The organism is Pseudomonas sp. MSSRFD41, assembly GCF_014230245.1.
Classification (GTDB): Bacteria; Pseudomonadota; Gammaproteobacteria; order Pseudomonadales; family Pseudomonadaceae; genus Aquipseudomonas; species Aquipseudomonas piscis.
This window is the reverse complement of sequence record NZ_JACKZK010000005.1, coordinates 1-23497: the sequence shown is the minus strand read 5'-3', so window position 1 is coordinate 23497 and position 23497 is coordinate 1. Positions and strand designations below refer to the sequence as shown.

The 23497-nt window shown below is 55.2% G+C and carries 15 protein-coding genes, 1 tRNA gene and 1 pseudogene; 13 read left to right on the top strand and 4 right to left on the bottom strand.

All coding sequences use genetic code 11. The features are described 5' to 3' along the window. Nucleotides 1–7: 7 nt before the first annotated feature. The 8 genes from tolR (at nucleotide 8) to H7A76_RS10375 (ending at nucleotide 5856) form a co-directional block, all read left to right on the top strand. Nucleotides 8–460, top strand: a complete 453-nt coding sequence (tolR, locus tag H7A76_RS10410) for a protein TolR (RefSeq protein ID WP_022640507.1) — start codon at nucleotides 8–10, stop codon at nucleotides 458–460. After that, nucleotides 460–1521 carry a cell envelope integrity protein TolA gene (tolA, locus tag H7A76_RS10405; protein WP_185698402.1) on the top strand — a complete coding sequence of 354 codons (1062 nt, stop codon included), beginning with the start codon at nucleotides 460–462 and terminating at the stop codon, nucleotides 1519–1521. The genes tolR and tolA overlap by 1 nt, the downstream gene beginning before the upstream one ends. A 17-nt stretch (nucleotides 1522–1538) precedes the next feature. Beyond that, a complete protein-coding gene (tolB, locus tag H7A76_RS10400; RefSeq protein WP_185698634.1) occupies nucleotides 1539–2819 on the top strand; it encodes a Tol-Pal system beta propeller repeat protein TolB in 1281 nt (426 codons plus the stop codon). A 53-nt stretch (nucleotides 2820–2872) separates the two neighbouring features. After that, nucleotides 2873–3370 (top strand): peptidoglycan-associated lipoprotein Pal, encoded by a 498-nt coding sequence (gene pal / locus H7A76_RS10395; RefSeq protein ID WP_185698401.1) that lies wholly within the window; start codon nucleotides 2873–2875, stop codon nucleotides 3368–3370. Nucleotides 3371–3376: 6 nt separating this feature from the next. Continuing rightward, nucleotides 3377–4201: a tol-pal system protein YbgF gene (gene ybgF, locus H7A76_RS10390; RefSeq protein WP_185698400.1), complete on the top strand. Its 825-nt coding sequence runs from the start codon at nucleotides 3377–3379 to the stop codon at nucleotides 4199–4201. A gap of 165 nt (nucleotides 4202–4366) precedes the next feature. Further along, nucleotides 4367–5014 carry a 7-carboxy-7-deazaguanine synthase QueE gene (gene queE, locus H7A76_RS10385; RefSeq protein WP_185698399.1) on the top strand — a complete coding sequence of 216 codons (648 nt, stop codon included), beginning with the start codon at nucleotides 4367–4369 and terminating at the stop codon, nucleotides 5012–5014. Nucleotide 5015: 1 nt separating this feature from the next. Next, a complete protein-coding gene (gene queC / locus H7A76_RS10380) occupies nucleotides 5016–5717 on the top strand; it encodes a 7-cyano-7-deazaguanine synthase QueC (RefSeq protein WP_185698398.1) in 702 nt (233 codons plus the stop codon). Nucleotides 5718–5780: 63 nt separating this feature from the next. Further along, nucleotides 5781–5856: transfer RNA gene (locus H7A76_RS10375), tRNA-Lys, on the top strand. 339 nt (nucleotides 5857–6195) lie between these two features. Here the strand turns inward: H7A76_RS10375 and xerC are convergent. The 4 genes and pseudogenes from xerC to H7A76_RS10355 form a co-directional block, all read right to left on the bottom strand. Then, a complete protein-coding gene (gene xerC / locus H7A76_RS10370; protein WP_185698397.1) occupies nucleotides 6196–7533 on the bottom strand; it encodes a tyrosine recombinase XerC in 1338 nt (445 codons plus the stop codon). Next, complete coding sequence (mobH, locus tag H7A76_RS10365; RefSeq protein ID WP_260497944.1) at nucleotides 7530–9416, bottom strand: MobH family relaxase; 1887 nt, start codon at nucleotides 9414–9416, stop codon at nucleotides 7530–7532. The genes xerC and mobH overlap by 4 nt, the downstream gene beginning before the upstream one ends. A gap of 255 nt (nucleotides 9417–9671) precedes the next feature. Continuing rightward, nucleotides 9672–9977, bottom strand: coding sequence for an AAA family ATPase (locus tag H7A76_RS32295; RefSeq protein WP_260497943.1), 306 nt, complete (start codon nucleotides 9975–9977; stop codon nucleotides 9672–9674). 264 nt (nucleotides 9978–10241) lie between these two features. After that, nucleotides 10242–11027, bottom strand: a pseudogene (locus H7A76_RS10355) (IS3 family transposase); the annotation flags it as partial. A gap of 779 nt (nucleotides 11028–11806) precedes the next feature. Between H7A76_RS10355 and H7A76_RS10350 the strand changes: the two are divergent. The 5 genes from H7A76_RS10350 to H7A76_RS10330 all read left to right on the top strand — a co-directional run. Then, nucleotides 11807–12553, top strand: a complete 747-nt coding sequence (locus H7A76_RS10350; RefSeq protein WP_185698395.1) for a class I SAM-dependent methyltransferase — start codon at nucleotides 11807–11809, stop codon at nucleotides 12551–12553. 30 nt (nucleotides 12554–12583) lie between these two features. Further along, nucleotides 12584–13609: an L-threonine 3-dehydrogenase gene (gene tdh / locus H7A76_RS10345; protein WP_185698394.1), complete on the top strand. Its 1026-nt coding sequence runs from the start codon at nucleotides 12584–12586 to the stop codon at nucleotides 13607–13609. Nucleotides 13610–13658: 49 nt separating this feature from the next. After that, nucleotides 13659–16019: a GNAT family N-acetyltransferase gene (locus H7A76_RS10340; RefSeq protein ID WP_185698393.1), complete on the top strand. Its 2361-nt coding sequence runs from the start codon at nucleotides 13659–13661 to the stop codon at nucleotides 16017–16019. Between the two features lie 1156 nt (nucleotides 16020–17175). Further along, nucleotides 17176–17496 (top strand): hypothetical protein, encoded by a 321-nt coding sequence (locus H7A76_RS10335; RefSeq protein ID WP_185698392.1) that lies wholly within the window; start codon nucleotides 17176–17178, stop codon nucleotides 17494–17496. 161 nt (nucleotides 17497–17657) lie between these two features. Then, the coding region (locus H7A76_RS10330) for a GNAT family N-acetyltransferase (RefSeq protein WP_185698391.1) at nucleotides 17658–23497 on the top strand (5840 nt) is incomplete at its 3' end.

The window sequence follows — 23497 nt, the reverse complement described above, 5'->3', positions numbered from 1 at the left end:
AAACCCAATGGCCCGAGTTCGCCACAAACGCAAGCCGGTTGCCGAGATGAACGTAGTGCCCTACATCGACGTGATGTTGGTACTGCTGGTCATCTTCATGGTGACCGCGCCGATGCTCAACCAGGGTGTGAAAGTCGACCTGCCCAAGGTTTCCAGCGAAGCCTTGCCCCAGGACAACAACACCCAGGTGCTGACCATCTCGATCAAGGCTGACAAGACCTACTACTGGAACCTTGGCAGTGAAGTCGATACCGACAAGCAACAGGACAAGGCAATGACCTTGCCGCAGATGACCGACGCGGTAACCAAGATCATCCGTGCCGGTAACGAAGGCGGCAAGCACACCCAGGTCTTCATTCGCGGCGATAAATCCGTCGACTACGGCGCCGTGATGGGTGCCATGGGCGGCCTGCAAAAAGCCGGCGTCGGCAACGTTGGCCTGATTACCGAGGCGCCCTGATGCACCAACAGCGAGAGCCGTCCGCTTCGGAAAGCTACTTCTGGCCTAGTGTCTGGGCAATTGCCCTGCACGTTCTGGTGTTCGGCATGCTGTTCGTCAGCTTTGCCATGACGCCAGAGTTGCCACCGGCCAAGCCGATCGTCCAGGCGACCCTGTATCAGCTGAAATCGAAGAGTCCGGCGACCACCCAGACCAATCACAAGATTGCGGGTGAGGCGAAGAAATCCGCCGCGCGCCAGACCGAGACCGAGCAGTTGGAGCAGAAGAAGGTCGAGCAGGAAGAGATCAAGGCCGCGGAACAAAAGAAAGAAGAGGCTGCCCAAAAAGCCGCGGAAGCGAAAAAGGCTGACGAGGCCAAGAAAGCCGACGAGGCGAAGAAGGCTGATGAAGCCAAGAAAGCCGCTGAAGCGAAAAAAGCCGAAGAGAAGCAATTGGCTGATATAGCCAAGAAGAAAGCCGAGGAAGAAGCCAAGAAAGTCGCTGAAGAAGAGGCCAAGAAAAAGGCCGCTGAAGAAGCGAAGAAGAAAATCGTCGAGGACGCGAAGAAGAAGGCCGCGGAAGACGCCAAGAAAAAAGCAGAAGCTGACGAGGCGAAGAAAAAGATCGCCGAGGATGCGAAGAAGAAAGCTGCCGCCGACGCCGCGAAGAAAAAGGCTCAGGAAGCGGCGCGCAAATCTGCCGAAGAGAAAAAGGCTCAGGCCCTGGCGGATTTGCTTTCCGATAAGCCGGAGCGTGAAGCCACGAAATCGGATGAGGTAGGTGACAGTGTCGCAGGTAGTTTCGATGATCTGATTCGTATTCGTGCGGCGGAAGGCTGGGCTCGTCCTCCTTCGGCGCGTAAGGGCATGACAGTGGAACTGCGGATCGGCATGTTGCCAGATGGTACGGTGACCACGGTCAGCGTGATCAAGTCCAGTGGCGATGGCCCGTTCGACGCCTCGGCGGTAGCGGCAGTCAAGAACATTGGACGTTTGACAGAAATGCAGGGTCTGAGTCCGAAGGACTTCGCTCCCTATCGTTCATTCAAGATGACATTCACACCTGAGGACCTAGCCTTGTGAGAAACCTTCTTCGAGCAATGCTTGTCGTTATTTGCTGCATGGCAGGGATAGCGGCGGCGGATGAAAAAAACATTCTGGTCACCAGTGGCAGTGACCGGGCGACGCCGATCGCGGTAGTACCGTTCGGTTGGCAGGGCGGTAGCGTCCTGCCGGACGATATGGCGCAGATCATCGGCGATGACCTGCGCAACTCGGGTTACTACGCGCCGATTCCCAAGCAGAACATGATCAGCCTGCCGACCCAGGCCAGCGAAGTCATCTTCCGTGACTGGAAGGCCCTGGGTGCCCAGTACGTGATGGTCGGCAGCATCGTGCCAGCCGGCGGCCGCCTGCAGGTGCAGTACGCGCTGTTCAACGTCGCGACCGAGCAGCAGGTCCTGGCCGGCAGTGTCTCTGGTGGGGTCGATCAGCTGCGGGACATGTCGCACTACATTTCCGACCAGTCCTTCGAGAAGCTCACCGGCATCAAGGGCGCGTTCTCCACGCGTCTGTTGTACGTGACCGCGGAGCGATTCTCCACCAACAACACCCGTTATACCCTGCAGCGTTCGGACTACGACGGTGCCCGGGCGGTGACCCTGCTGCAATCCCGCGAGCCGATCCTGTCGCCACGCTTCGCTCCCGATGGCAAGCGTATCGCCTATGTGTCGTTCGAGCAGAAGCGCCCGCGTATCTTCGTCCAGCACATCGACACGGGCCGTCGCGAGCAGATCACCAACTTCGAAGGCCTCAACGGTGCGCCAGCCTGGTCGCCTGACGGTAGCCGCCTGGCGTTCGTGCTGTCCAAGGATGGCAACCCCGACATCTATGTGATGAACATGGCTTCGCGCCAGATCAGTCGTGTCACCAGCGGCCCAGGCATCAATACCGAGCCGTTCTGGGGTAAGGATGGTTCGACCATCTACTTCACTTCCGACCGGGGCGGAAAGCCGCAAGTATATAAAAGCAATATCAACGGTGGTGGCGCTGAACGTGTGACCTTTATTGGTAACTACAACGCCAACCCGAAACTTTCTGCTGACGAAAAGACCCTGGTAATGATTCACCGCCAGGATGGTTTCACCAACTTCCGGGTGGCTGCTCAAGATTTGCAGCGCGGTAGTGTAAAAATCCTTACAGATACCAACCTTGATGAGTCAGCTACTGTTGCGCCCAACGGCACCATGGTAATCTACGCCACCCGCCAGCAGGGCCGGGGAGTCTTGATGCTCGTGTCCATTAATGGACGTGTGAGGCTCCCGCTTCCTACCGCTCAAGGCGAAGTCAGAGAACCGTCCTGGTCCCCTTACCTGAACTGACGCGGCGCTACAATGTTTCACTTAACACACTGGGGTTCATTAGGAGTTTCACGATGGAAATGTTGAAGTTTGGTAAGTTTGCTGCGCTGGCTCTGGCCATGGCTGTGGCTGTAGGTTGCTCCTCCAAGGGCGGCGACAACGCTGGTGAAGGCGCTGTTGATCCAAACGCTGGTTACGGCGCTAACACTGGTAATGTTGATAGCTCCCTGAGCGAAGAAGCAGCTCTGCGCGCAATCACCACCTTCTACTTCGAATACGACAGCTCGGATCTGAAGCCAGAAGCCATGCGCGCTCTGGACGTTCACGCCAAGGACCTGAAAGGTAACGGCGCTCGCGTTGTGCTGGAAGGCAACACCGACGAACGTGGTACCCGTGAGTACAACATGGCTCTGGGCGAGCGTCGTGCGAAAGCCGTTCAGCGCTACCTGGTACTGCAGGGCGTGTCCCCAGCCCAGCTGGAGCTGGTTTCCTACGGTAAAGAGCGTCCAGTTGCCACTGGCCACGACGAGCAGTCCTGGGCTCAAAACCGTCGCGTCGAACTGCGTAAGTAATTCGTCATGCGAACGTGCCGTCGTGCTGTAACTATCTTGGCTCTCAGTCTCACGCCTTTCGCGGCGTGGTCTGCGGTTCCTGTGGTCGATAGCAACTCTGGCTATGGAAATAGCGGGAGCAGTTATCCACCAGCGGGTTATGGCACGAACGGCGCCTATGCCGGGGGAGGGGTTTCGACCCCTGTCTCGGCACAGGGCGAGCTGTTCCAGCAACTGCAGCAAATGCAGGAGCAGATCGCACGGCAACAGGGTGTGATCGAAGTTCTGCAAAATGATGTAGCGCGCATGAAGCAAGAAAGCCTGGAGCGTTACCAGGATCTTGATCGGCGCATAGGAAGCGGTGTGGCACCTGCCGCGACTCCTGAGAATTCTTCCGCCGCTGGCAATGCCAGTGCCGCCGGTACGGCAGCCGGAGCTACTGCTCCAGCGCCAGCCGCCAGTAGCGAACCGGGTGATCCGGCCAAGGAAAAGCTCTATTACGATGCTGCCTTCGACCTGATCAAAGCCAAGGATTTCGACAAGGCCAGCCAGGCCTTCTCGGCATTCCTGCGCAAGTACCCCAACAGCCAGTACGCTGGTAATGCCCAGTACTGGTTGGGTGAAGTGAACCTGGCCAAGGGCGATCTGCAAGGCGCTGGCCAGGCATTCGCCAAGGTTTCCCAGCTCTATCCCAAGCACGCCAAGGTGCCGGATTCGTTGTACAAGCTGGCTGACGTAGAACGCCGACTGGGTCACACCGACCGGGTCAAGGGCATTCTGCAACAAGTCGTGGCCCAGTATCCGGGGACTTCCGCCGCCCAGTTGGCTCAACGGGATTTGCAGCGCATGTAAGTGTGCTGGCGACCGTTACAAGAAACCCGCGCTTGCCGCGGGTTTTTTCGTTAGAATCTGCGCCCTTTTATGACACACGCTTCCTGGGATCTACGCGTTGACGGGGTTCCTTGAAGTGCCTGATGGAGGCGGACAGCCTGTTTAGCTGTTACGTCCGTGGCGAATATGCAAGACACATTGAGAATCACCGAAGTTTTCTACTCGTTGCAGGGGGAAACTCGGACTGCCGGGCTGCCTACGGTTTTCGTGCGCCTGACCGGTTGTCCGCTGCGTTGCCAATACTGCGACAGTGCCTATGCCTTTAACGGCGGCACCCAACGTACCCTCGACAGCTTGCTCGAGCAGGTTGCCGGATTCCGTCCGCGTTATGTCTGTGTCACCGGTGGCGAGCCGCTGGCGCAACCCAACGCCATTCCTTTGCTCAAGCAGTTGTGCGATGCCGGCTATGAGGTTTCGCTGGAGACCAGTGGCGCCCTCGATATCTCGGCGGTGGATCCACGGGTCAGCCGGGTCCTGGATCTCAAGACCCCGGGCTCCAAGGAAGCCCAGCGCAATCGTTACGAGAACATCGAGCTGCTGACGGCCAACGATCAGGTCAAGTTCGTCATCTGTTCCCGTGAGGACTATGACTGGGCGGTCTCCAAGCTGATCCAGTACCGCCTCGAGCAACGAGCTGGTGAAGTGCTGTTTTCGCCAAGTCATCACGACCTGGATGCACGGGAACTCGCTGACTGGATCGTTGCCGACAACTTACCGGTGCGCCTGCAGTTGCAGTTGCACAAGTATCTTTGGAACGACGAGCCGGGGCGTTGAAATGACCAAGCCAGCAGAACACCAAGCAGTACCTGAAAAACGTGCAGTGATCCTCCTTTCCGGCGGCCTTGATTCGGCCACCGTGGTCGCCATGGCCCGCGCCGAAGGCTACCGCTGCTACACCATGAGTTTCGACTATGGCCAGCGCCACCGCGCGGAGTTGCAGGCTGCCGAACGAGTGGCCCGCGACCTGGGAGTGGTGGAGCACAAGGTCATTGGCCTCAACCTCGATGGCATTGGCGGCTCGGCCCTCACCGATAGCTCCATCGATGTGCCACAAGCACCTGGCGAAGGAATTCCTGTCACCTACGTGCCGGCGCGCAATACGGTGTTCCTTTCCCTGGCCTTGGGCTGGGCGGAAGTCCTCGAGGCTCGGGATATCTTCATTGGGGTCAATGCGGTGGATTACTCCGGCTACCCGGATTGCCGTCCCGAGTTCGTCGAGGCCTTCGAGCGCATGGCTAACCTGGCGACCAAGGCCGGTGTCGAGGGGCAGGGTTTTCGGATCAAGGCACCCCTGCAGAATCTCAGCAAGGCCGACATCATCAAGGCCGGGGTACGCCTTGGAGTCGATTACGGGCTGACTGTCTCGTGCTACCAGGCGGATGACCAGGGCCGTGCCTGCGGTAAATGCGACAGTTGCCGCCTGCGTGCCGATGGCTTCCGTGCAGCCGGTGTCAGCGATCCAACACCTTATTTTTGATTTTTTTCATCTAGGGTGTTGAATTATCGTTAGAAATCAGTATTATACGCGCCACCACACAGCGGGTCGTTAGCTCAGTTGGTAGAGCAGTTGGCTTTTAACCAATTGGTCGTAGGTTCGAATCCTACACGACCCACCATATTCATGGTCGGAAGCGGTACTAGGAAGGGGGGCTTGCCAGGGCCAGTCTACTAGTCTTGCAGCCGTCTGGAGCGAACCATAGGTGCGCTCCGTGATGATGTCAATATGAAATAGCCCACTGCCGGACCCGGTCAGTGGGTTTTTTCGTTCAAGCGGTCAAAAAATCAGCTCCGCCTTAGCGCGAACTGGTCCAGCTCGACGCTCTTATCAGGAATCCTTGTGCAAACATCGACTTGCTGATGTCCGGCGCCGATCGGGCGTGCACAGTTCATCCTGCCGATGCCGACATTCCTGAAGCTGAACCTAAGCTGAACGAAGCTGGGCGTTTAGCTAGCTGTCAATTCCACCGGAAACTGCCGATGGCGCTTCTATCCGGTAAGAGATCCATCAGAGCTGCTGGCTCAAACGAATCCTCCATCGACTGGCAGAGAGGTATTCCTAAATCCGCCCAGAGCGTCCCAGGTCCGTCCCAACTCAGCTCATGAGAAAGCCCTGTGCTGGGCTTGGATATCTGTTCCAGCGGATATTTATCAGGCCGTCTCTGCCTGGGCAGTGCTGCAAGCAGCTCAGAGGCCGTAGCGGGTTGCTGAGTGGGTGAGTCCTCCACTGTTGCGGCAATACCTTGCCCAAGCCCCTCTGGCATCTCCTCTGGGGCCGGTAAGTGTTCGGGTAGAGGTACAGGCTTAGGCTCAAGCGCCTGAGGAGTTATGACGTCCTCACGTCGCTCAAGCCTTATCGCACCCTGATGCCAGCTACGCTCATCGAGCACTGCTCGCATATGTTCGTAGTCAGCCTCGATGTAACTCATCGTCGTGGCGATGTTCGAATGGTTCAGCAGTGTCTTGGTCAGGTGAATATTGCGTTCTGGTTGCCGCATCAAATCGGTAGCTAAGGTGTGCCTGAACCGGTGCGGCGTCATGCGTATGCCGAAGGCGCTAGTCAGTTTTTTGTACATGCCCTCAACTTGATCGATGTTCATGGTTTTAGATCTGTAGTGGATCGAAAATCGATTAACATTGAAGAGCTGATCTTGGCCCGAAAAGCCCTGGGTTGAAGCAGCGTTTAAAAGTTTTTGTATGTGTGGTTCCAAACCTTTCATTATGGGTACGCAAAACTCTCTGTGAGTCTTTTCTGTATCAGCATTCACGTAAACGAGTCTGTTGTCCCAGTCCACGTCTTGAACCCTAATGCATAGCAGTGCATTCAGGCGTATCCCGGTGTAATAGAACATCTCGAATGTGGCCAGCCAGAACCACGCAGGCGTAATCGGGCTGCGCTGACCAGAGCTCTTCTCCTGGTCGACTAGGGTTTGCAGCCAATGGCGTGCCTGGCGTATCCCGTCTCCCGAGATGATTTTGCTTGGCCGCTTCGGTGCAATGAGCGTGCTTTTCTTGAAAGGGTTAGTTAGTGAATTGGGTATGATTTCGTACTCAAGCGCATAAGCCCAAATAGTACGAAGATGGTTGGAGTATGTGTTCCAGCTGCGTCTAGACAGTCCATCTTCGATAGCAATACTTCTCCAGGAAAGTATATTTCTTCGGTCAAGTTTTGTTATGTCTATTTCTTCACCGAAGTTTTTAGTAAGAGCTTTAATGGAGGCTCGATATATTTTAATAGTTGCTTCGCGCAATACATGATCCATTAGGTATTCTTGTAGTAGCGCAACCGGAGTCATTGGCTAACCTCTTCTTCAACTCTAGAGATGCTAGGGTTGTCCAGGGTAACTTCTGTGAAGATAGTGCTAGAGTCTCTTAGTAAATAGCCTTTAAGTTGTTTGGTTTTCCTTGGGCCTGAAACGTTGAAGGTCCAGATATTCAAACTCTTCTTCGTTTTCTCATGCAGCTTTTCCTTCTCGAACGCACGCTGAACTTGCTGCCAGGCAACCGTCCCGTTCTTGGTTGCGATCTGCTCAAGGGGCGGATGCTCTTGTATATAGCGTTTGAAGATACCTGGAGTAACGAGCATCGCTGTGCCGTCAACGGTATGAACCAGGGCTTTGGCATCATTGATGATGATTTTTCGGGAGGTGATTCCGGCCTTTAGCCACGCGACGAATCCCTGTCCCAGACTGATACTGGAAGGCATTGTGGTTACATCTTCTAGTGCTTGAGGCTCAGAACTGGCCTCAGAAGTGTATTCAGGCTGCGTCATCCCTGATTGAAGGGGCGATGCAGCCCCCGGGCCAGCGCTAGAACTTAGTACCTCTGCTGGCACTGTGATATTACTATAGAGTTTCAATAGCTCATCGATATCGAAATTTTCCGAATCGATACTCTGCAAGGTCTGAGATTGTTTTTGATTTGTTGGTGGAGCAACGATTGAATTAGCTGCCACGACAGTAACAGTCGGTTCTGCTGCAATCGGTTCGTCTGGAACGGCGTATGTTGTCTCCTGAGCTTCTGAACCGTCACGTTGGTCGATCTCGACCGTGACTGTGCCTGCATAAGCCTCAGGACGATCAGCTGGATCAGCCCAGATTAGCGAAGGTGTGACTTTCAGTACCGTAAAGCTGTGCTTCCAACCACGCCCTGTATCGACGGTCACTTTCCAAACAGCCTTATCCTTGGCATTCGTCTGAATAATGGCCTGGTCCTGCAGCATGTTGAAGAAAGGTGCATTGGAGGATGGAATGTGGTCGCTGCCCTGCGAGAGCATAGCTGCTCTCAGGTGGTCCGCAGTCGGTTTGCTTACCAACCAAAGAGCATCCTGTGCCAGCCAACCATCAGCAGGACCGTCGGGGTGGTTAAGCTTGAACTTCTCACGCACCAGGTACCTGAGACATTCCACCAGCTGCCTTTGTAGCGATTGTTTGGGCGCTGCCATCGCACGGTCTGGATTGCTTCCGAGCTCCTGGGCCACCGATGTACTATCAGCCTTGATCACAATTTCACCGAGAATGCCGGCATTTTCGAACTGCCCTGCGACCAGGTAGATCAGTTGCGTCCACAGTTCAGGAAACCCGCAGAGCCAATCTAGAATCTCGGGGGCCAGGATCTGCGAATAGATCAATGCAGTAGCTGCTCCGTGGAGCTGGTACTCACGACCTTTGACGTACTTGAATCGATAGGGCTTTGCGATTGGCCCATGCCATGGGTGCCAGATCTGTCCACCTTGAAGCTCGACACGAATATCGACTGCTACTTTGCCGAGGTCATGTAGCAACGCCCCATAGGCTGCCGCTGTTGTCCAAGCTTCAGCTTGGGCTGATTGCGACTCAGGCGGGGCTCCGATCGGCAGAAGGTAGGTTTGACGGATCTTCAAAGCGTAAGCCACGATCTCCAGTCCGTGATCGAGCAGGCCACCTAGATGGGCGTGGTGATGATTTTCTGAGGCCGGCATCAGCTGTACCAGCTCTGCATATCTCTCAAGCGGCTGGCGATAGAGCGTGTTGAACTGTTGGTGAGATAGTGAAGCGCGGCGCCAGATGTTCTCCAGGAGCTCTTGGCGTCGGGGGGTGTTCAGCAGAGCAGCTGCGTTTGCCGGTAGGTGGAAGCCTTGCGGAGATGCTTCTGAGGGTGGCTTAGCCGGTTTACGGCTGAGCCAGGAAAGAATTTGCATTGGGGGCTCCATGAGGATTCATGGCGCGGGTTTTCCTCTACAGGCGGAATGCCAGCAAGAGAAAACCATTTTTAGGGGTGGGAGAGTTTTAGGGCATTGTGCCACTACCTAGGGAACAGACTGGTGGTAATGTTTCTGATTCAGAAGTGGGGGAACGATAATATGTCCGGCCTGCAGCACTGTTGAATAGATCGAGGATGTTCGCGACCGTCCTTGGGCGAGCAGCTAGTTGCTTCCGCATAACTGGAAGTCGACTCAGTCTTTAGGGGCATAAGCGTCCGCGCTAGTCTGTGCATCAACGGCTAAAATTTCGCTGAAACCCTCGCTCAAGCGTGGAGGTTGAAGTGCTTTCAAGACGTTCCTAATGGCCTTTTCAGGAACCATCTCATCATCAGGGCGCAATTGATTACGTGCCAAACAGTCTTCCAGCGAAGTAGTAAAAAAAATTGCAACCACATCAAGCTCATGCTTCTTGGCAATCTGTATGAGCGATTCACGCTCACAGCGTTGAACCAGGATGGCATCAAAGATTACAGCGCTAGGCTCAATTAAAAGGCCCAAGTGCTTTTTCCTGCACCCTGAGCGCCTATCAATAGATACAGACGAGAAGGCTTAGGAGTCGCTAGCAGAGCCTCTGATAGGGCAAGATGAGCCCTCTGCCAAGCCAGTCTATTGAGCTCAGCGTCGATAATGCGCCCATTCTCCGTCTGTAGAAAGTGATCAGGGTTGATGTGCATGATGGTGGCCTGCAAGTAAAAGCGCGAATGTAGTATTTGAAAGCAGGGCTGGCCGTAGTGGCCTGGCCCGGAGCTGGTGGACAGGTAGTTAAGAGTTACTGCTCGCATAGCGCCGCTCAAACTCCATCGGGCTGAGATAGCCCAGCGTCGAGTGGCGGCGACGGTGATTGTAAAAGCGGATGTAGTCGAACAGGTCGGTTTTCGCCTCGTGGTAGCTGGCATAGCGCGTCAGGTACACCCGCTCAGCCTTCAGCGAACGGAAGAAGCTCTCCATCGCGGCGTTGTCCCAGCAGTTCCCGGGACGTGAATGGCTGGGCACGATTCGATGTCGCCGAAGTAAGGCCTGGTAGTCGTACGCGCAGTATTGGCTGCCTCGATCCGAGTGCAGCAGCACTTCTTCTTTCGGCTGCCGGCGTGCAATGGCCATCTCCAGCGCGGCGTGTACCAAGGCCTGCTGCATGCGGTGGTGCATCGCCCAACCGACGACGGCTCGTGAATAGAGATCGAGTACGACTGTCAGATACAGCCAACCTTGGGCCGTCCGCACGTAGGTCATGTCCGAGCCCCAGTGCCGATTGGCACGATCCGAGGCGAACTGGCGATCCAGGTGGTTCGGGGCAATCGGCAGAGCATGACGACTGCTGGAAACCAGCCGCCAGCGCTTGCGCGAGCGAACGCGTAGACCGGCTTCGCGCATCAGTCGAGCAACCCGGTGTCGACCACACGTATGCCTCATGGCCACTAACTCGGCCTTGATTTGGCGATGACCATAGATCCCATTCACCTCGTGGTGAATGGTGCGGATCTCCTTGCTTAGACGCCGATTCGCCATCTCTCTCGCCGAAGGTGGCCGCTGCTGCCAGGCATAGAAGCCGCTACGGGATAGCGACCAGCCAACGCCTCGATGGCGCGGAACTTCACTTCGTGGGCTGCGAGAAGATGGCTAGCGCCTTTTTTAAAACATCGCGCTCCATGGTGACCTGAGCCAGTTGCTGGCGTAGACGACGCAACTCCGCGCTCTCACCACGCTGCTTGCCGTTGCCCGGAAAGGCATCGTCCTTGCTGCTCGTACTGGCGCTTCCATTTGCCCTGCAGGCTTTTCAGCGATGCCGAGCGTGGCGAAGCGGGGTACCGGCAAGCAGCTGGTCTACCGCCTCGTGTTTAAAGGATTCAGGAAATCGTCGTCTGGTCTGGATCATGAACACTCCTTGTGGTGGACAATATCTGCCTTAAGTCAGTGTCCACTCAGCTTGGGACAGACTACTAAGGGATATGGTGTTGTCTAATGGTTCCTGGGGGTGTTGATTTGGGTTCTTTGATTTTATTTGAAACACTATTAGTTGTTGGCGGATGATGCTTGGATCGTATGTGAATTAGTTGATATTTAATTCTTAGGGGTCTTGTTCTTGTTTAAGGTTGTGAGATTATAATTTTTCTAATTATTTTTTGCTATATATTTATTCATTTATATCTTTAATTGTTATTTGACATGTACGGTGAATCATACAACATTTAGTGTGAGGATTGGTTTTTATATTTAATAGAGGCATTTTTAAATGCTTTTATATCTATATCTGGTCTTCATGGGTTTGTTGTTTTGCTTGGTGAAGTCTTTGTGTGGAAGTTTGGGGTGGTTAATTAAGGATGATAAGTATGGATAGTGCAAATCATAGTCAGTTCAAAGAGCTTTCAAATATTTATACCAGTATGGCGGAATGGCCATTTAGGCGGGAAATAGAAATACCAAGTGTCTTAGAGTTGTTGGGGGATATAAAGGGTAAGAGAGTGCTTGACTACGGCTGCGGTGAGGGAACATATTCTCGGTTATTGAAAAGTTTAGGAGCTGAAAGTGTAACTGGTTTCGATCTTGAAAAGGGAATGCTGGTTCAGGCCGAAAATATTGAGCGTGTAAGTCCATGTGGCATAGAATATGTCTCGGAGTTGGATGTTTCTCTAAATGGGACTTTTGATGTGGTGCTTGCTGTTTATGTACTACCTTATGCTAATAATAAAGATCTTTTGATGGCAATGTGTAAGAATATGGCAAAGCTTTTAAAGCCAGGTGGTAAGTTGGTGGCATTGCCAGTTCATCCAGATTATGAAAAAAAACCTGGTTTTTACGAGAAGTATGGTTTTTCCATGTTGCAATCTGCTGTGTATCAAGAAGGTGGTGAGATACAATTGGATTTATTTTGCTCTGGAACTAAATCTACAGTAAAAGCTTGGTATTGGTCTTTTTTAGCACTTGAAGAAGCGCTTGTTGGAGCTGGGTTTACGCATATAAATTTTACAAACCCATTGCCTGAAAAATATAAGGACATTGATCGGGCTCCTGAGTTTCTTCAAGATTACTTAATGGTGCCTCACGCTGTAATTATTGATTGTATTAAGTTTGATTGAGTCGATTTTTAAGAGTAAAGGAGAAGCTCTATGTTGGCTCTTGTTAAAGCGGAGGAGTCCGTTGGCCTGTGGATGCGCGATGTTCCTACACCAGAAATTATGGAAAACGAGGTGCTCATAAAAATTCACAAAACGGGCATTTGCGGTACTGATTTGCATATTTGGAACTGGGACGGTTGGGCGCAGAAGAATATTCCTGTTCCACAAATAGTTGGACATGAATATTCCGGTGTAATAGTTGAGCTGGGAAGGAATGTTAAAAACCTGCGGTTGGGCCAACGTGTAACAGGTGAGGGGCATCTAGTCGACTTAAACTGTCGGGCGTCCAGGGCTGGATGCTTTCATTTGGACCCGCATACCCGAAGCGTAGGTGTAAACCATCCTGGGGCCTTTGCCGAGTACTTGGCGTTGCCGGCTTTTAACGTCGTTCCGCTGCCTGATGAGATAGATGACGAACTTGGCGCCATACTCGATCCTTTGGGGAATGCTGTACATACGGCGCTAGCATTTGATGTGACTGGTAATGATGTAGTCATCACCGGCGCCGGTCCTGTTGGCATCATGGCGGCAGCCGTGGCACGTCATGCCGGTGCGGGACGCATTTTCATCGCCGACCTCGAGCCATTTCGTTTGGACTTGGCCTGTCGGTTAGTTGATGTAATTCCGATAGATATAAGGCAGAACAGTCTGGCAGATGCCGCACGCTTGTATGGACTTAAGGAGGGGTACGACATTGGATTCGAAATGAGCGGAAGTAGTTCAGCATTGGACTCGCTGATTGAATCAATAGCTACTGGTGGCCGTCTTGCTTGTTTGGGGTTGCCAGCAGCCAGTATTACTATTAAATGGGAGGCTGTTGTTTGTAAAAGTCTTCGTATTGAAGGTATTTATGGTCGAGAGATGTTTGAGACTTGGCGTAAAATGCTCAGTATGCTAAGTGGCGGGTTGCAAGTGAAAGGCATAATTACCCATCGTTTTGCGGTAGAAAATTTTTCTCAGGCATTTAATACGATGAGTGCAGGGCAGTCAGGGAAGATTATTTTGAACTGGTGTTGAGTGTTCGGAATATGAACTTAAACTTAATCGATTCCAAGGAAGGGATAATATGGTTATCAAGGTGGAAGTTCTCAGTTCATTTGAAGAGCTGGATGTGGATGAGTATTGCTCGTTTGTTGGAGCCTGTTCGGCTCCTTTTTTTTACGATTTAAGATTCATTCGTGCAGCTGAACGCTCTCCGTTGATAGGGTTTAAAAAGGTTTTCTATTTGCTGGCTCGGGTTGACGGTGATCTTGTTGGATTTTTACCTGCATATTTACAGAGACTTAGTGATGTTGATCCTTTAGGAGTGTTATCGAAAAACTGCGGCTTAAACAATGATGGTGATGATTTGGGCCTGTTTAGCCATGTTATGCATTGTTACGACAGCCGGCTGCTTTCCTGCAGGGAGGATACGACGGTTCATGCCGCGATTTTGTCAGCGTATGAGGATCTAGCAGTTAAGCACGGAGCGCGCTATTTCGCTATTCTCAATGTAGATGAAGAACCGTTGCTCAAGGTAGCTAAGGAGTATGGTCTTAATGTGTTGTATATGGTGGATCGCTATTACAAAAACTTGGAAGATTATTTTGATTTGAACTCGGTTGTTAAGTCTTTTCCTCAGAAGGGACGCAATGAGCTGCGTCGCCAGTTACGAAAGTTCGAGGCTGACCAAAGAGCTGAGATCAAGATACTAATGTCTCCCTTTGACCATCGCCTAGAAAAATTAGCGGAGCTGTGCCATAGCACTACGGCTAGAAGGGGAACGCCCCAGTTTTTTCCAACACATGCATTGGCAGATTTTGTTCGAGTTTGTGATGGTTTGGCTCGCCTGTTCATCATCGAACGTGAAGGAAACTTGATCAGTGGAATGATTTGTTATGAGCTAGACGATACTTTATGTCTTTGGTCGGCAGGGATGGAATATCACCATACTGAATTCAGTCCTTATACAATTCTAGTTTACTCTGCTTATCGCTATGCCTTCGAGAACGGTATCCGGTATATTGAATTTGGTAGACTTAATGAGAAAACAAAGACGCGTCTTGGTTTTTATGCTAAACCAATGCAGGCATTAGTCAGTCGAGACTTGAAAGACCTACGGCAACAGGTTCCAATAGTTGAGCGAAAGTACCTTGAAGGATCAACTCCGCAATATAGTCAATGGTATGCATCCAGAGTATGGAATGGTCGTGATTTCAGACGTATGCCGTCCATGGTGGTTTGTGTAAAAAATGAATCTGAGGTGGTTGAAGCCATAAATTATGCCCGTAAGAATAATCTGAAAGTCACAGTAAAAACCGGTGGGCATAGTTATGCCGGTAGCTTCCTACATAATAATACGCTACTGATTGATCTCGCCAATTTGAACGAGCTAGAAGTTGATTTTGAAAATCATCGGGTTACAGCCCAACCTGGTGTAACGAGCCAACAACTTAATGAAGTTCTTGCCGAATATGATTTGGCTTTTCCAACAGGTCATGCCCGGAATGTTATGCTTGGCGGATTCTTGCTGGGCGGAGGATTGGGAATAAACTGCAGTCAATGGGGAGGCATGAGTACCTTTAATGTTGAGGCGTTAGAGGTGATCACTTCCGATGGTCAGATACGTTATGTTGATAACTGCAATAGCCCAGATCTATTTTGGGCTGCCAGAGGTGCAGGGCCTGAGTCATTCTTTATAGTTACTCGGTTCTATCTTAAATGCTGGAAGCGCCCATCGGTTATTACTTCTAGTGTATATTCGCTGAGTTTAGAGCAAGTGCCTGTTTTGCTCGCCGGTTTGGAGAAAGCCAGTCCGCAGAAAAATATACAGATTATGCTGGCGGTAGGTCCTAAACCTGAGGGAGGTCACGAGGGATTATTAAGTATAATAATTTTTTCCAATAGCCGCGGCGATGCTCTTGATCTTCGTGCCTCACTAGTCTCGCGTCTTGGCAGAGCGTTGAAAGTAGTAGAGGAAGATCAATCGGTAGATTTTGAAAATTTCTATAAGCAAAGCGATGATATGCTAGTTTCTCGACGTTATCGTACAGACAACATACTCACTGACAGGGGAGAGGAGGCCTTCAAAATCTTGGCCCGTAATCTTGAGCTGCCTCATTCAAGAGCTACAGTTCCGTTAATTATATGGCGAGGAGAATACACCTATCCGGATGCAGCCTTTTCAGTGAAAGGTAAGTATTTCATTTCTACTTATGCCCAATGGGACGACCAAGAGGATGACGAACTAAATACTGACTGGTTGATAGAGCTATATAATCAGTTGGGGGAGATTGCGACGGGCAGCTATGTCAACGAATTTGACTTGGAGGCCCGTAAGGAGAATGTATCTCGCTGCTTTAGCGCTTCTGCTTGGTTGCGTTTGACGACACTGAGAGAATATTACGACCAAGATAAGCTATTTGCTACTTCTGTCTTCAAACATTAATTTATAGTTCGATTCTATTTTTTTATGTAATTGAGTTTTTACATAATTTCTGATTTTCCAGGCGTATTTGGTCATCGAGCAAAATGACGTGAACCTCAACGCCTGCAGGTATTATCAGTGGATGAGTGAGGCGTAACTGTCCAGGCTTCAGCGTGACCGTTTCCGAGTGCTGGTGAGCCGCAGGTGATAAGGAGTATGGCTTTGAACATACGGGCTGTACCTAGTTACTTGTAGATAGGTACAGCCTGGGTCGACTCAAAACTGAGCGTAATAGAACGTGGGTAACTTGCAGTCTTTAATTTTTTTATTACGGTTAAGCTGCGTTCTCTTCCATAAAAATTCCTAAGAAATAGTATAGGTATTAATGCCTGTAGTTCAGGGTTTAATAAGTCGTTGTAGTTGGCTTTTAAAATGTAATTTAATTTCTTGCGGGCGTTTTTTCTATTTAATGGTTTGGGCTTGATTTGATTTTTATTGCTGCTTTAATTTTGCTTGTGATGTTTTTTATGTGTTTATGGTTGTAGCTCTTGTTTGTTTTTGTTGTGGAAGTTTAATTTTTATATTGTTGGTGTGATGCATAATGTAAGTTTGATTGAGCCTTCCATGGATATGTTTCATGTAAACCTCGCTGTCGGGAGGAGTTTTCAAAAGATTGTTTTCTCTGATTTGTAAAAATTATTTTTGTATTTTCTCTGATAGATTTTTTCTAATTTTTACCGGCCCTAGCCTTAGGTGTTTTTGATTCCTGAGTATAAGGTGGTTGTTGTAGCTGTTAAGAATTTTAGGTTGATTGCTAATTCCAATTGGTTGTTTGGATTGCGTTTTTCTCCCGCTCGTCAGGTGTAGGCAGAAAATTTTTATGGTTAGGTTGAAAAGGTATGAAGCTGTTCTATCCTGTTGTGTCTATAAGACATTTCGGTTTTTGATTTTTTCTAGGTCATATCCTAAGTGAGGTTTTTCGCCTGCGAGTGGTTTGGTTTTTGAGGTTTTTGAAACGTATATATTTGTTTTTCGAGATGGATATCTATAGTTTCAGTATGTGCGCGCGGCGCTTAAATCTTTATTTAGGTTATTTACCAATTAAGACGCCCCTTTAACTAAAGACGAGTCAATATTCACGAATACCAAGAAAATAGCACTTCAAAGAGGATAAGTTATGAACACCACCAGGGACGGTGCGTATCACATCTTTGGCGTCTGCCATGAACCCGACAGCCGCTTGTTCGTCGACTACGCGGTCGACGACCCCGGCGCATGCGAACCCCGACTCCTGGATTTCATCCGTTGCTCCAGCGATCCCGCGCTGGCCCGTTGGCCTGCTCGGACACAACTGGCCAGCGGCGATGTCTTCGAAATTGAATGCGTGCAGGACGTGAGTGCAGCGCAGGAAGCGGTGGAGTTCTGGCGTGCGTACTTTCGCATGCTCGGCATGACCGTCTTCGAGGCCCGCCACCTGGTGGACCGGACCGGCGAATGATCCATCCGGGGAGTGCCATGCGTTCGCGCGTCGAGCATTCCAGTTCCTGAGCACACCTCAAGACCTGGCCTGTACCGGGGCCAATCCCCTCACGTCCCTGCATGAACCCCATGCCCAAGACGTTGGCCACTAGCTGCTGCGGATACCGCTGGAGGTATGTCGTGACCGATCTGCTCAATCGCCTCGCCGATGGTTGGCTAGCGCTGCCGGTGCTCGAGGCCCTTGACCAACATGGCGTACTGCGCGCCCTGGAAGGCGCGCCCGCAGGCATCAGCGCCCGCAGCCTGGCCCAGGCCTGCGCTGCCAACGAGGGCCAGTTGCGGGTGGCCTTGCGTTTGTTGCTGGAACTGGGATGCCTGGTGCAATTGGCCAACGATCACTACGGGTTGATGCCAGGGATGAGCATCCGCATCCCGGCCGACGCTGGTGCGCTGATTCGCTTGTCGCTGCCGCAGTTGCTGGGCGAGCCCACCGGCCACGAGCTGCGCTCCTGGCTCGAGCGTTCCGCTGGTGGCTGGGAAAATGCTCCCGAGCCGATGGCGACCTACCTGGACGGGGCGCTGCTGGCACCGTTGCTGATAGCGCTGGAACAGGCGGGCGGCGCGCAAGTCCTGCAAGAGCAGGGAGCTAGCACCAGAGGGTCGGCTACAGGGCTGTCCAGTGCGGTGCTGGAAGCGCTGCGCAGGCACTTCGAGCAACGTACCTGGGGATTTTGGCAAGGCAGCGTTTTTTGCCTGAACGACGCCGGCCGTGCACTGCTGAAGGGCACTGAGCGGTTACGCGCGAGCCTGGCCTGGCAACCGCTGCCGGGCCGATTGCAGGCACTGCTGTTCGGCGATGCCAGCTCGATCCAGGAACCCAGGGAGGAAGATGCAGGTTCTTGGCCGGCCGAGTATCTCGCTGCGTTCGAGGCTGCCGTCGTCGCCCGATTCGACCAACAGCCGCTCGAGCAACAACCAGGTTATCTCGTCGAGGTGGGCTGCTCCGATGGGGCGTTGCTGCGTCGCCTGTACCTGGCTATCGCCAATCACAGTCGGCGTGGCCAGCAGCTCGAGCGCTACCCGCTGCTGCTGATCGGCGTAACGGCCAACAGCACCCAGCAGGCCCGGGGGCAACAAACCCTGGAAGGCCTGCCGCACCTGTTATTGACCGGGAACATCGGCGATCCCCAGGGATTGCTCGCCAGCCTGGTCGCCAACGGTATCCGCGACCCGGAGAACATCCTCTATATCCATGCCTTCCAGGAGCATCGGCGGGCCTGGCAGCCGCCAGTCTCGACCCGGGGCATCGAGGACCAGCGCCATGCGCGCCCAAGTAGTGTTCATGTGGATCGAAATGGCGCCTGCATCGAGCCGGCGGCAGCCTTGCAGGGCCTGGTCGAACACCTGGCCCGCTGGCAGGAACTCACCACGCACCACGGCCTGATACTGCTGGCCGCCCATTGCCTGCACCCTGACAGCGCCCGGCAGCATGCCCGGCGCAGCGGGGCGGTGCATCTGGACGCCAGCCACGGTTTTGCCGGGCACCAGCTGTTCGAGGCGCCGGTGTTCCTGATGGCCGCGGCGCAAGCCGGCTTGTTTCCGGATCGGGCCGTCGCCCAGGGCTTGCCCCGTGGCGAGCCGTTCACCCAAGCCAGCCTGAATCGGCTGTTGCCACGGCGTTACCGCATCCGCCACCCACTACCCAGGGACTTGCCACGGCTGCGAGAACTGGAGCTGGCCTGCTGGCCCAGCGGGCTAGGGGCTACCGAAGCGGTGTTGCAGCGCCGGTTGGCGCTCTACCCCCAGGGCCAGTTGGTGCTCGAGTACCAGGGTCAGCTAGTGGCGGCGATTTATTCCCAGCGCTTGGCGGCGGTCGACCAGCTACGCCACAGCGATTGCTTCCAGGTCGAGGACTTGCATGATCCGGCCGGTCCCGTCGCGCAGCTGCTGGGCATTTGCGTGCATCCGGAACACCAGGGCGAGGGGCTCGCCGATGAGCTGATCGATTTCACACTGGTGTACCTGGCCAGCCTCGACGCAGTGCGCAGCGTGGTCGGGGTGACGCGCTGTTATCACTATGATGCCCGCCGAACCGACGCCTTGTCGCTCAAGGACTACATCCGCCGCAGGGACGAGGTTTCCGGGCGTTTGCTCGAACCCATGCTGTGTTTTCACGAAAGCCATGGCGCGCAGGTGCGCGAGGTACTGGAGGGCTATCGGCCCGGCGATGCGGTCAACCGTGAGGCCGGGGTCCTGGTGGAATACCCCGATGTGCGGACCATGCCCCCGCCACTCAAGACAACGGCAGCGCCATTACCGGCCATCCCGTCCGGACAGTGGCCGCAGGTGGTTGGCCAATTGCTGCTGGGGGTGTTGGGCCAAGCCCGGGCCGAGGCCTATGGCGAGCACGTGCCATTGATGGAAATGGGCCTGACTTCGTTGCAGATGCTCGATTTGCGCCATCGCCTGGCGGAGCGCCTGGCCAGTCCGCTGCCGGCCACGTTCTTTTTCCAGCATGGGACCCCGGCGGCGATCATCGCCTATCTGCAAAACCACGGCGCCCCGGTCCACGAACAAACCAGGCACGCGCCTCCACCGGCAGCCGAGCCGGCGCCTTGTACTCCCGGCCCCGAGGGCATCGCTATCGTCGGCGTGGGCTGTCGCTTCCCTGGCGGCGCCTCCTCACCGGAGCGTTTCTGGAGCCTGTTGCAACAGGGCATCGATGCGGTTGGTCAACGTGACGGCCTTGCGGACGAGCCGGCGAGCGGTGGTTTCATCGAGGGGGCGCAGGAGTTCGACCCACGTTTCTTTCGCATTTCCCCCCGGGAGGCGCAACTGCTCGATCCCCGGCAGCGGCTGTTGCTGGAAACCGCCTGGGAGGCCCTGGAACAGGCGGCGATCGCGCCAAGCAGCTTGCGTGGCTCCAGCACCGGGGTGTTCGTCGGCCTGATGGGGCATGGCTATGACGTGCTCTTGCGGCAAACGGGGCAGGGGCACGAGTCCAGGCCGGCCTTCACCACTGGCAACGCGGCCTCGGTCGCCGCCGGGCGGTTGGCGTATTTCTTCGACTGGCACGGGCCGGCGCTGTCGGTGGACACCGCTTGCAGTTCATCGCTGGTGGCGATCCACCTGGCCTGTGAAAGCCTGCTGGGCGACAAGTGCGAGGTGGCCCTGGCCGGTGGCGTGAACCTGCTGCTCGACCAGGCAGAGTCCGAAGCCTTCCGCGCTGCCGGCATGCTCTCGCCGCGCGGCCGTTGCAGCACCTTCGATGAGGCCGCCGATGGCTATGTCCGGGGCGAAGGCTGCGGACTCTTGGTGCTCAAGCGTCATGCTGACGCCTTGGCTGCCGGCGACCCGATATGGGCTGTCATCCGAGGCAGTGCGATCAATCACGATGGTGCCAGCGCCGGGCTGACCGTGCCGAACCAGTCGGCCCAGCGCGCGGTCATCGAAGCCGCGCTGGCCCAGGCCGGCCTGGCCCCGCACCAGGTGCAGTACCTGGAAGCCCACGGCACCGGTACCCGCTTGGGCGATCCGATCGAGGTACAGGCCGCCGCCCAGGCATTGGGGGCTGGCCGACAAGCGCAGCGACCCTTGTTGCTCGGCTCGGTCAAGACCCAGCTTGGGCACCTTGAGGCCGCCGCCGGCGTGGCGGGGCTGATCAAGGTCATCCTCGCCATGCGTAAGGGACAGATTCCCGGGCAGTTGCATTTCCGCTCGCCAAATCCGCAGGTGGACTGGGCCAACCTGCCGGTGCAGGTGGTCGACCGGCCGCGCCCGTGGTTCGCCGGCCGGCGGATTGCCGGCGTCAGCAGCTTCGGTTTCAGCGGCACCAACGCCCATGCGCTGCTGGAAGCCTGCGAACCGCCGCCGCCTGCCGCAGCGAATATTGATGAGCCAGTGCTGATCCTGCTTTCGGCGCGGACCCGCGACAGCCTGCTGGCCAGCGCCGAACGCTTGCGCGCGGTGGTGACGGATGGCCGCTTTGCCCCGGCGCAGTTGCGCGATATCGCCTACACCCTGCAGGTCGGGCGTGAGGCCATGGCCCATCGCCTGGCGCTGCTGGCCCGTTCATTGCCGGATCTGGCCAGCAAACTGGCAGGGCTGGACCAGCCCGGGGTCGAGGCTGGCGAGCTGTGGCTGGGCGAAGTCTCCCAGGATCACCCGCCGCCTGCCGATGCCCCGGCCAACGTGGCCCAGGATCGGCTGCAAGTCCTGGCGCAACGCTGGGTCCAGGGAGCCGTCGTGGACTGGACGCCACTCTACACAGCGCCGTTGCCACGCCGGATCGACTTGCCGACCTATCCGTTCGCCCGCCAGCTCTGCTCGGTACTGCATGGAAGCACAACAGGGAGCATCACCATGGAGCGTCAACCCCCACAGTCGCCAACCACCGCTTTTGCGGGGGACTCGTCCCAGCCCGGGCACGATGACGGCAAGCCGCGCAAGTTGCAGTTGCGTGTCCTGGAGGATGGACCCGCCATCGAGCTCCCGGCGCCGGCGGAGCAGGCCGCGCCAGTAGCCGCGCAAGACTCGCCCATGGCCGCCCAACCGGTCGCGGCGCCCCGTACCCCGGAGGTTGCCCCCCATGTGCAGGCCGAGCGGCGCGCGCTACTTGAGCGCGAGCTGACCACCAGCCTCGCCGCCGCGCTGTTCCTCGATCCTGGCGAGATCGGCCTGGATCATTTGTTCGTCGACCTGGGCCTGGATTCGGTGATCGGTGTCGAATGGGTCCGTGATCTCAACCGGCGCTATGGCCTGGCGCTGAACGCACCGGTGGTTTATCAGCATTCCAGCGTCAGGCGCATGGCTGCCCTGGTCGAGCAGGCCTTGCAGTCCAAGGCGCCGATCCAGGTTCAAGCGCCACCGGCTTCGCTTGCCCCGCAGCCGAGCATCGCCAGGGCTGCGGCCAGCCCACAACCGCCTGCACCACCAGAGACAGCGCCAACATCGGCCGCGCCTGCACCTCGTGCGGCCGGGACGGCAACGGCCAGCGAAGGTATCGCCATCATCGGCATGTCCGGGCGCTATCCGCAGGCACCGACGCTGGATGCCTACTGGGACAACCTGGTGGCCGGTCGCGACTGCGTCGAGGAGATCCCGCCAGCTCGCTGGAGCGTCGATGACTACTACGATCCCGAGGCCGGCAAGCCGGGCAAGACCTACAGCAAGTGGCTGGGACGGCTGGATGACATCGACTGTTTCGATCCGTTGTTCTTCAACATCTCGCCGGCGGAGGCGGAATGGATCGACCCTCAGCAGCGCCTGTTCCTGGAGGAGGGCTACAAGGCCTTCGAGGACGCGGGGTATCCGCCGCAGAAGTTGAGCGATGCCCGTTGCGGGGTGTACCTGGGCATCATGGGCCCCAGTGAATACGGCTGGCTGGCCCAACAGCAACGCGGCGCGGCGGAGATCACCGGCAGGAGCGAGGCGATAGCCGCCGCGCGCCTGGCCTACTTCCTCAATCTCAAGGGGCCGGCACTGCTGGTGGACACCGCTTGCTCGTCGTCCCTGGTGGCCACGCACCTGGCCTGCCAGGCGCTGCGCGGCGGCGAAGTGGATGTGGCCCTGGTGGGCGGCGCCACCCTGTACCTGTCGCCCGAGATGTACATGAGCATGTGCAAGGCCGGCATGCTCTCGCCCACGGGCAAATGCCGGACCCTGGACAACGCCGCCGATGGCATCGTGCCCGGCGAGGGCGTCGGCGCCCTGGTACTCAAGCGCCTGGCCGATGCCGAGCGCGATGGCGATCGTATCCACGGGGTGATCGTCGCGTCGGGCATCAACCAGGATGGCAAGACCAACGGCATCACTGCGCCCAGCGCCAGCAGCCAGATTGCCCTGGAGCGCGAGGTGTACGCCCGCCACGGCATCGATCCACGGAGCATCTCCTATGTCGAGTTGCACGGTACGGGAACCAAGCTGGGCGATCCGATCGAGCTGACAGCCCTGGATACGGTGTTCCGTGAATGGACCGAGCAGCACAATTTCTGCGGCCTGGGCTCGGTCAAGAGCAACAT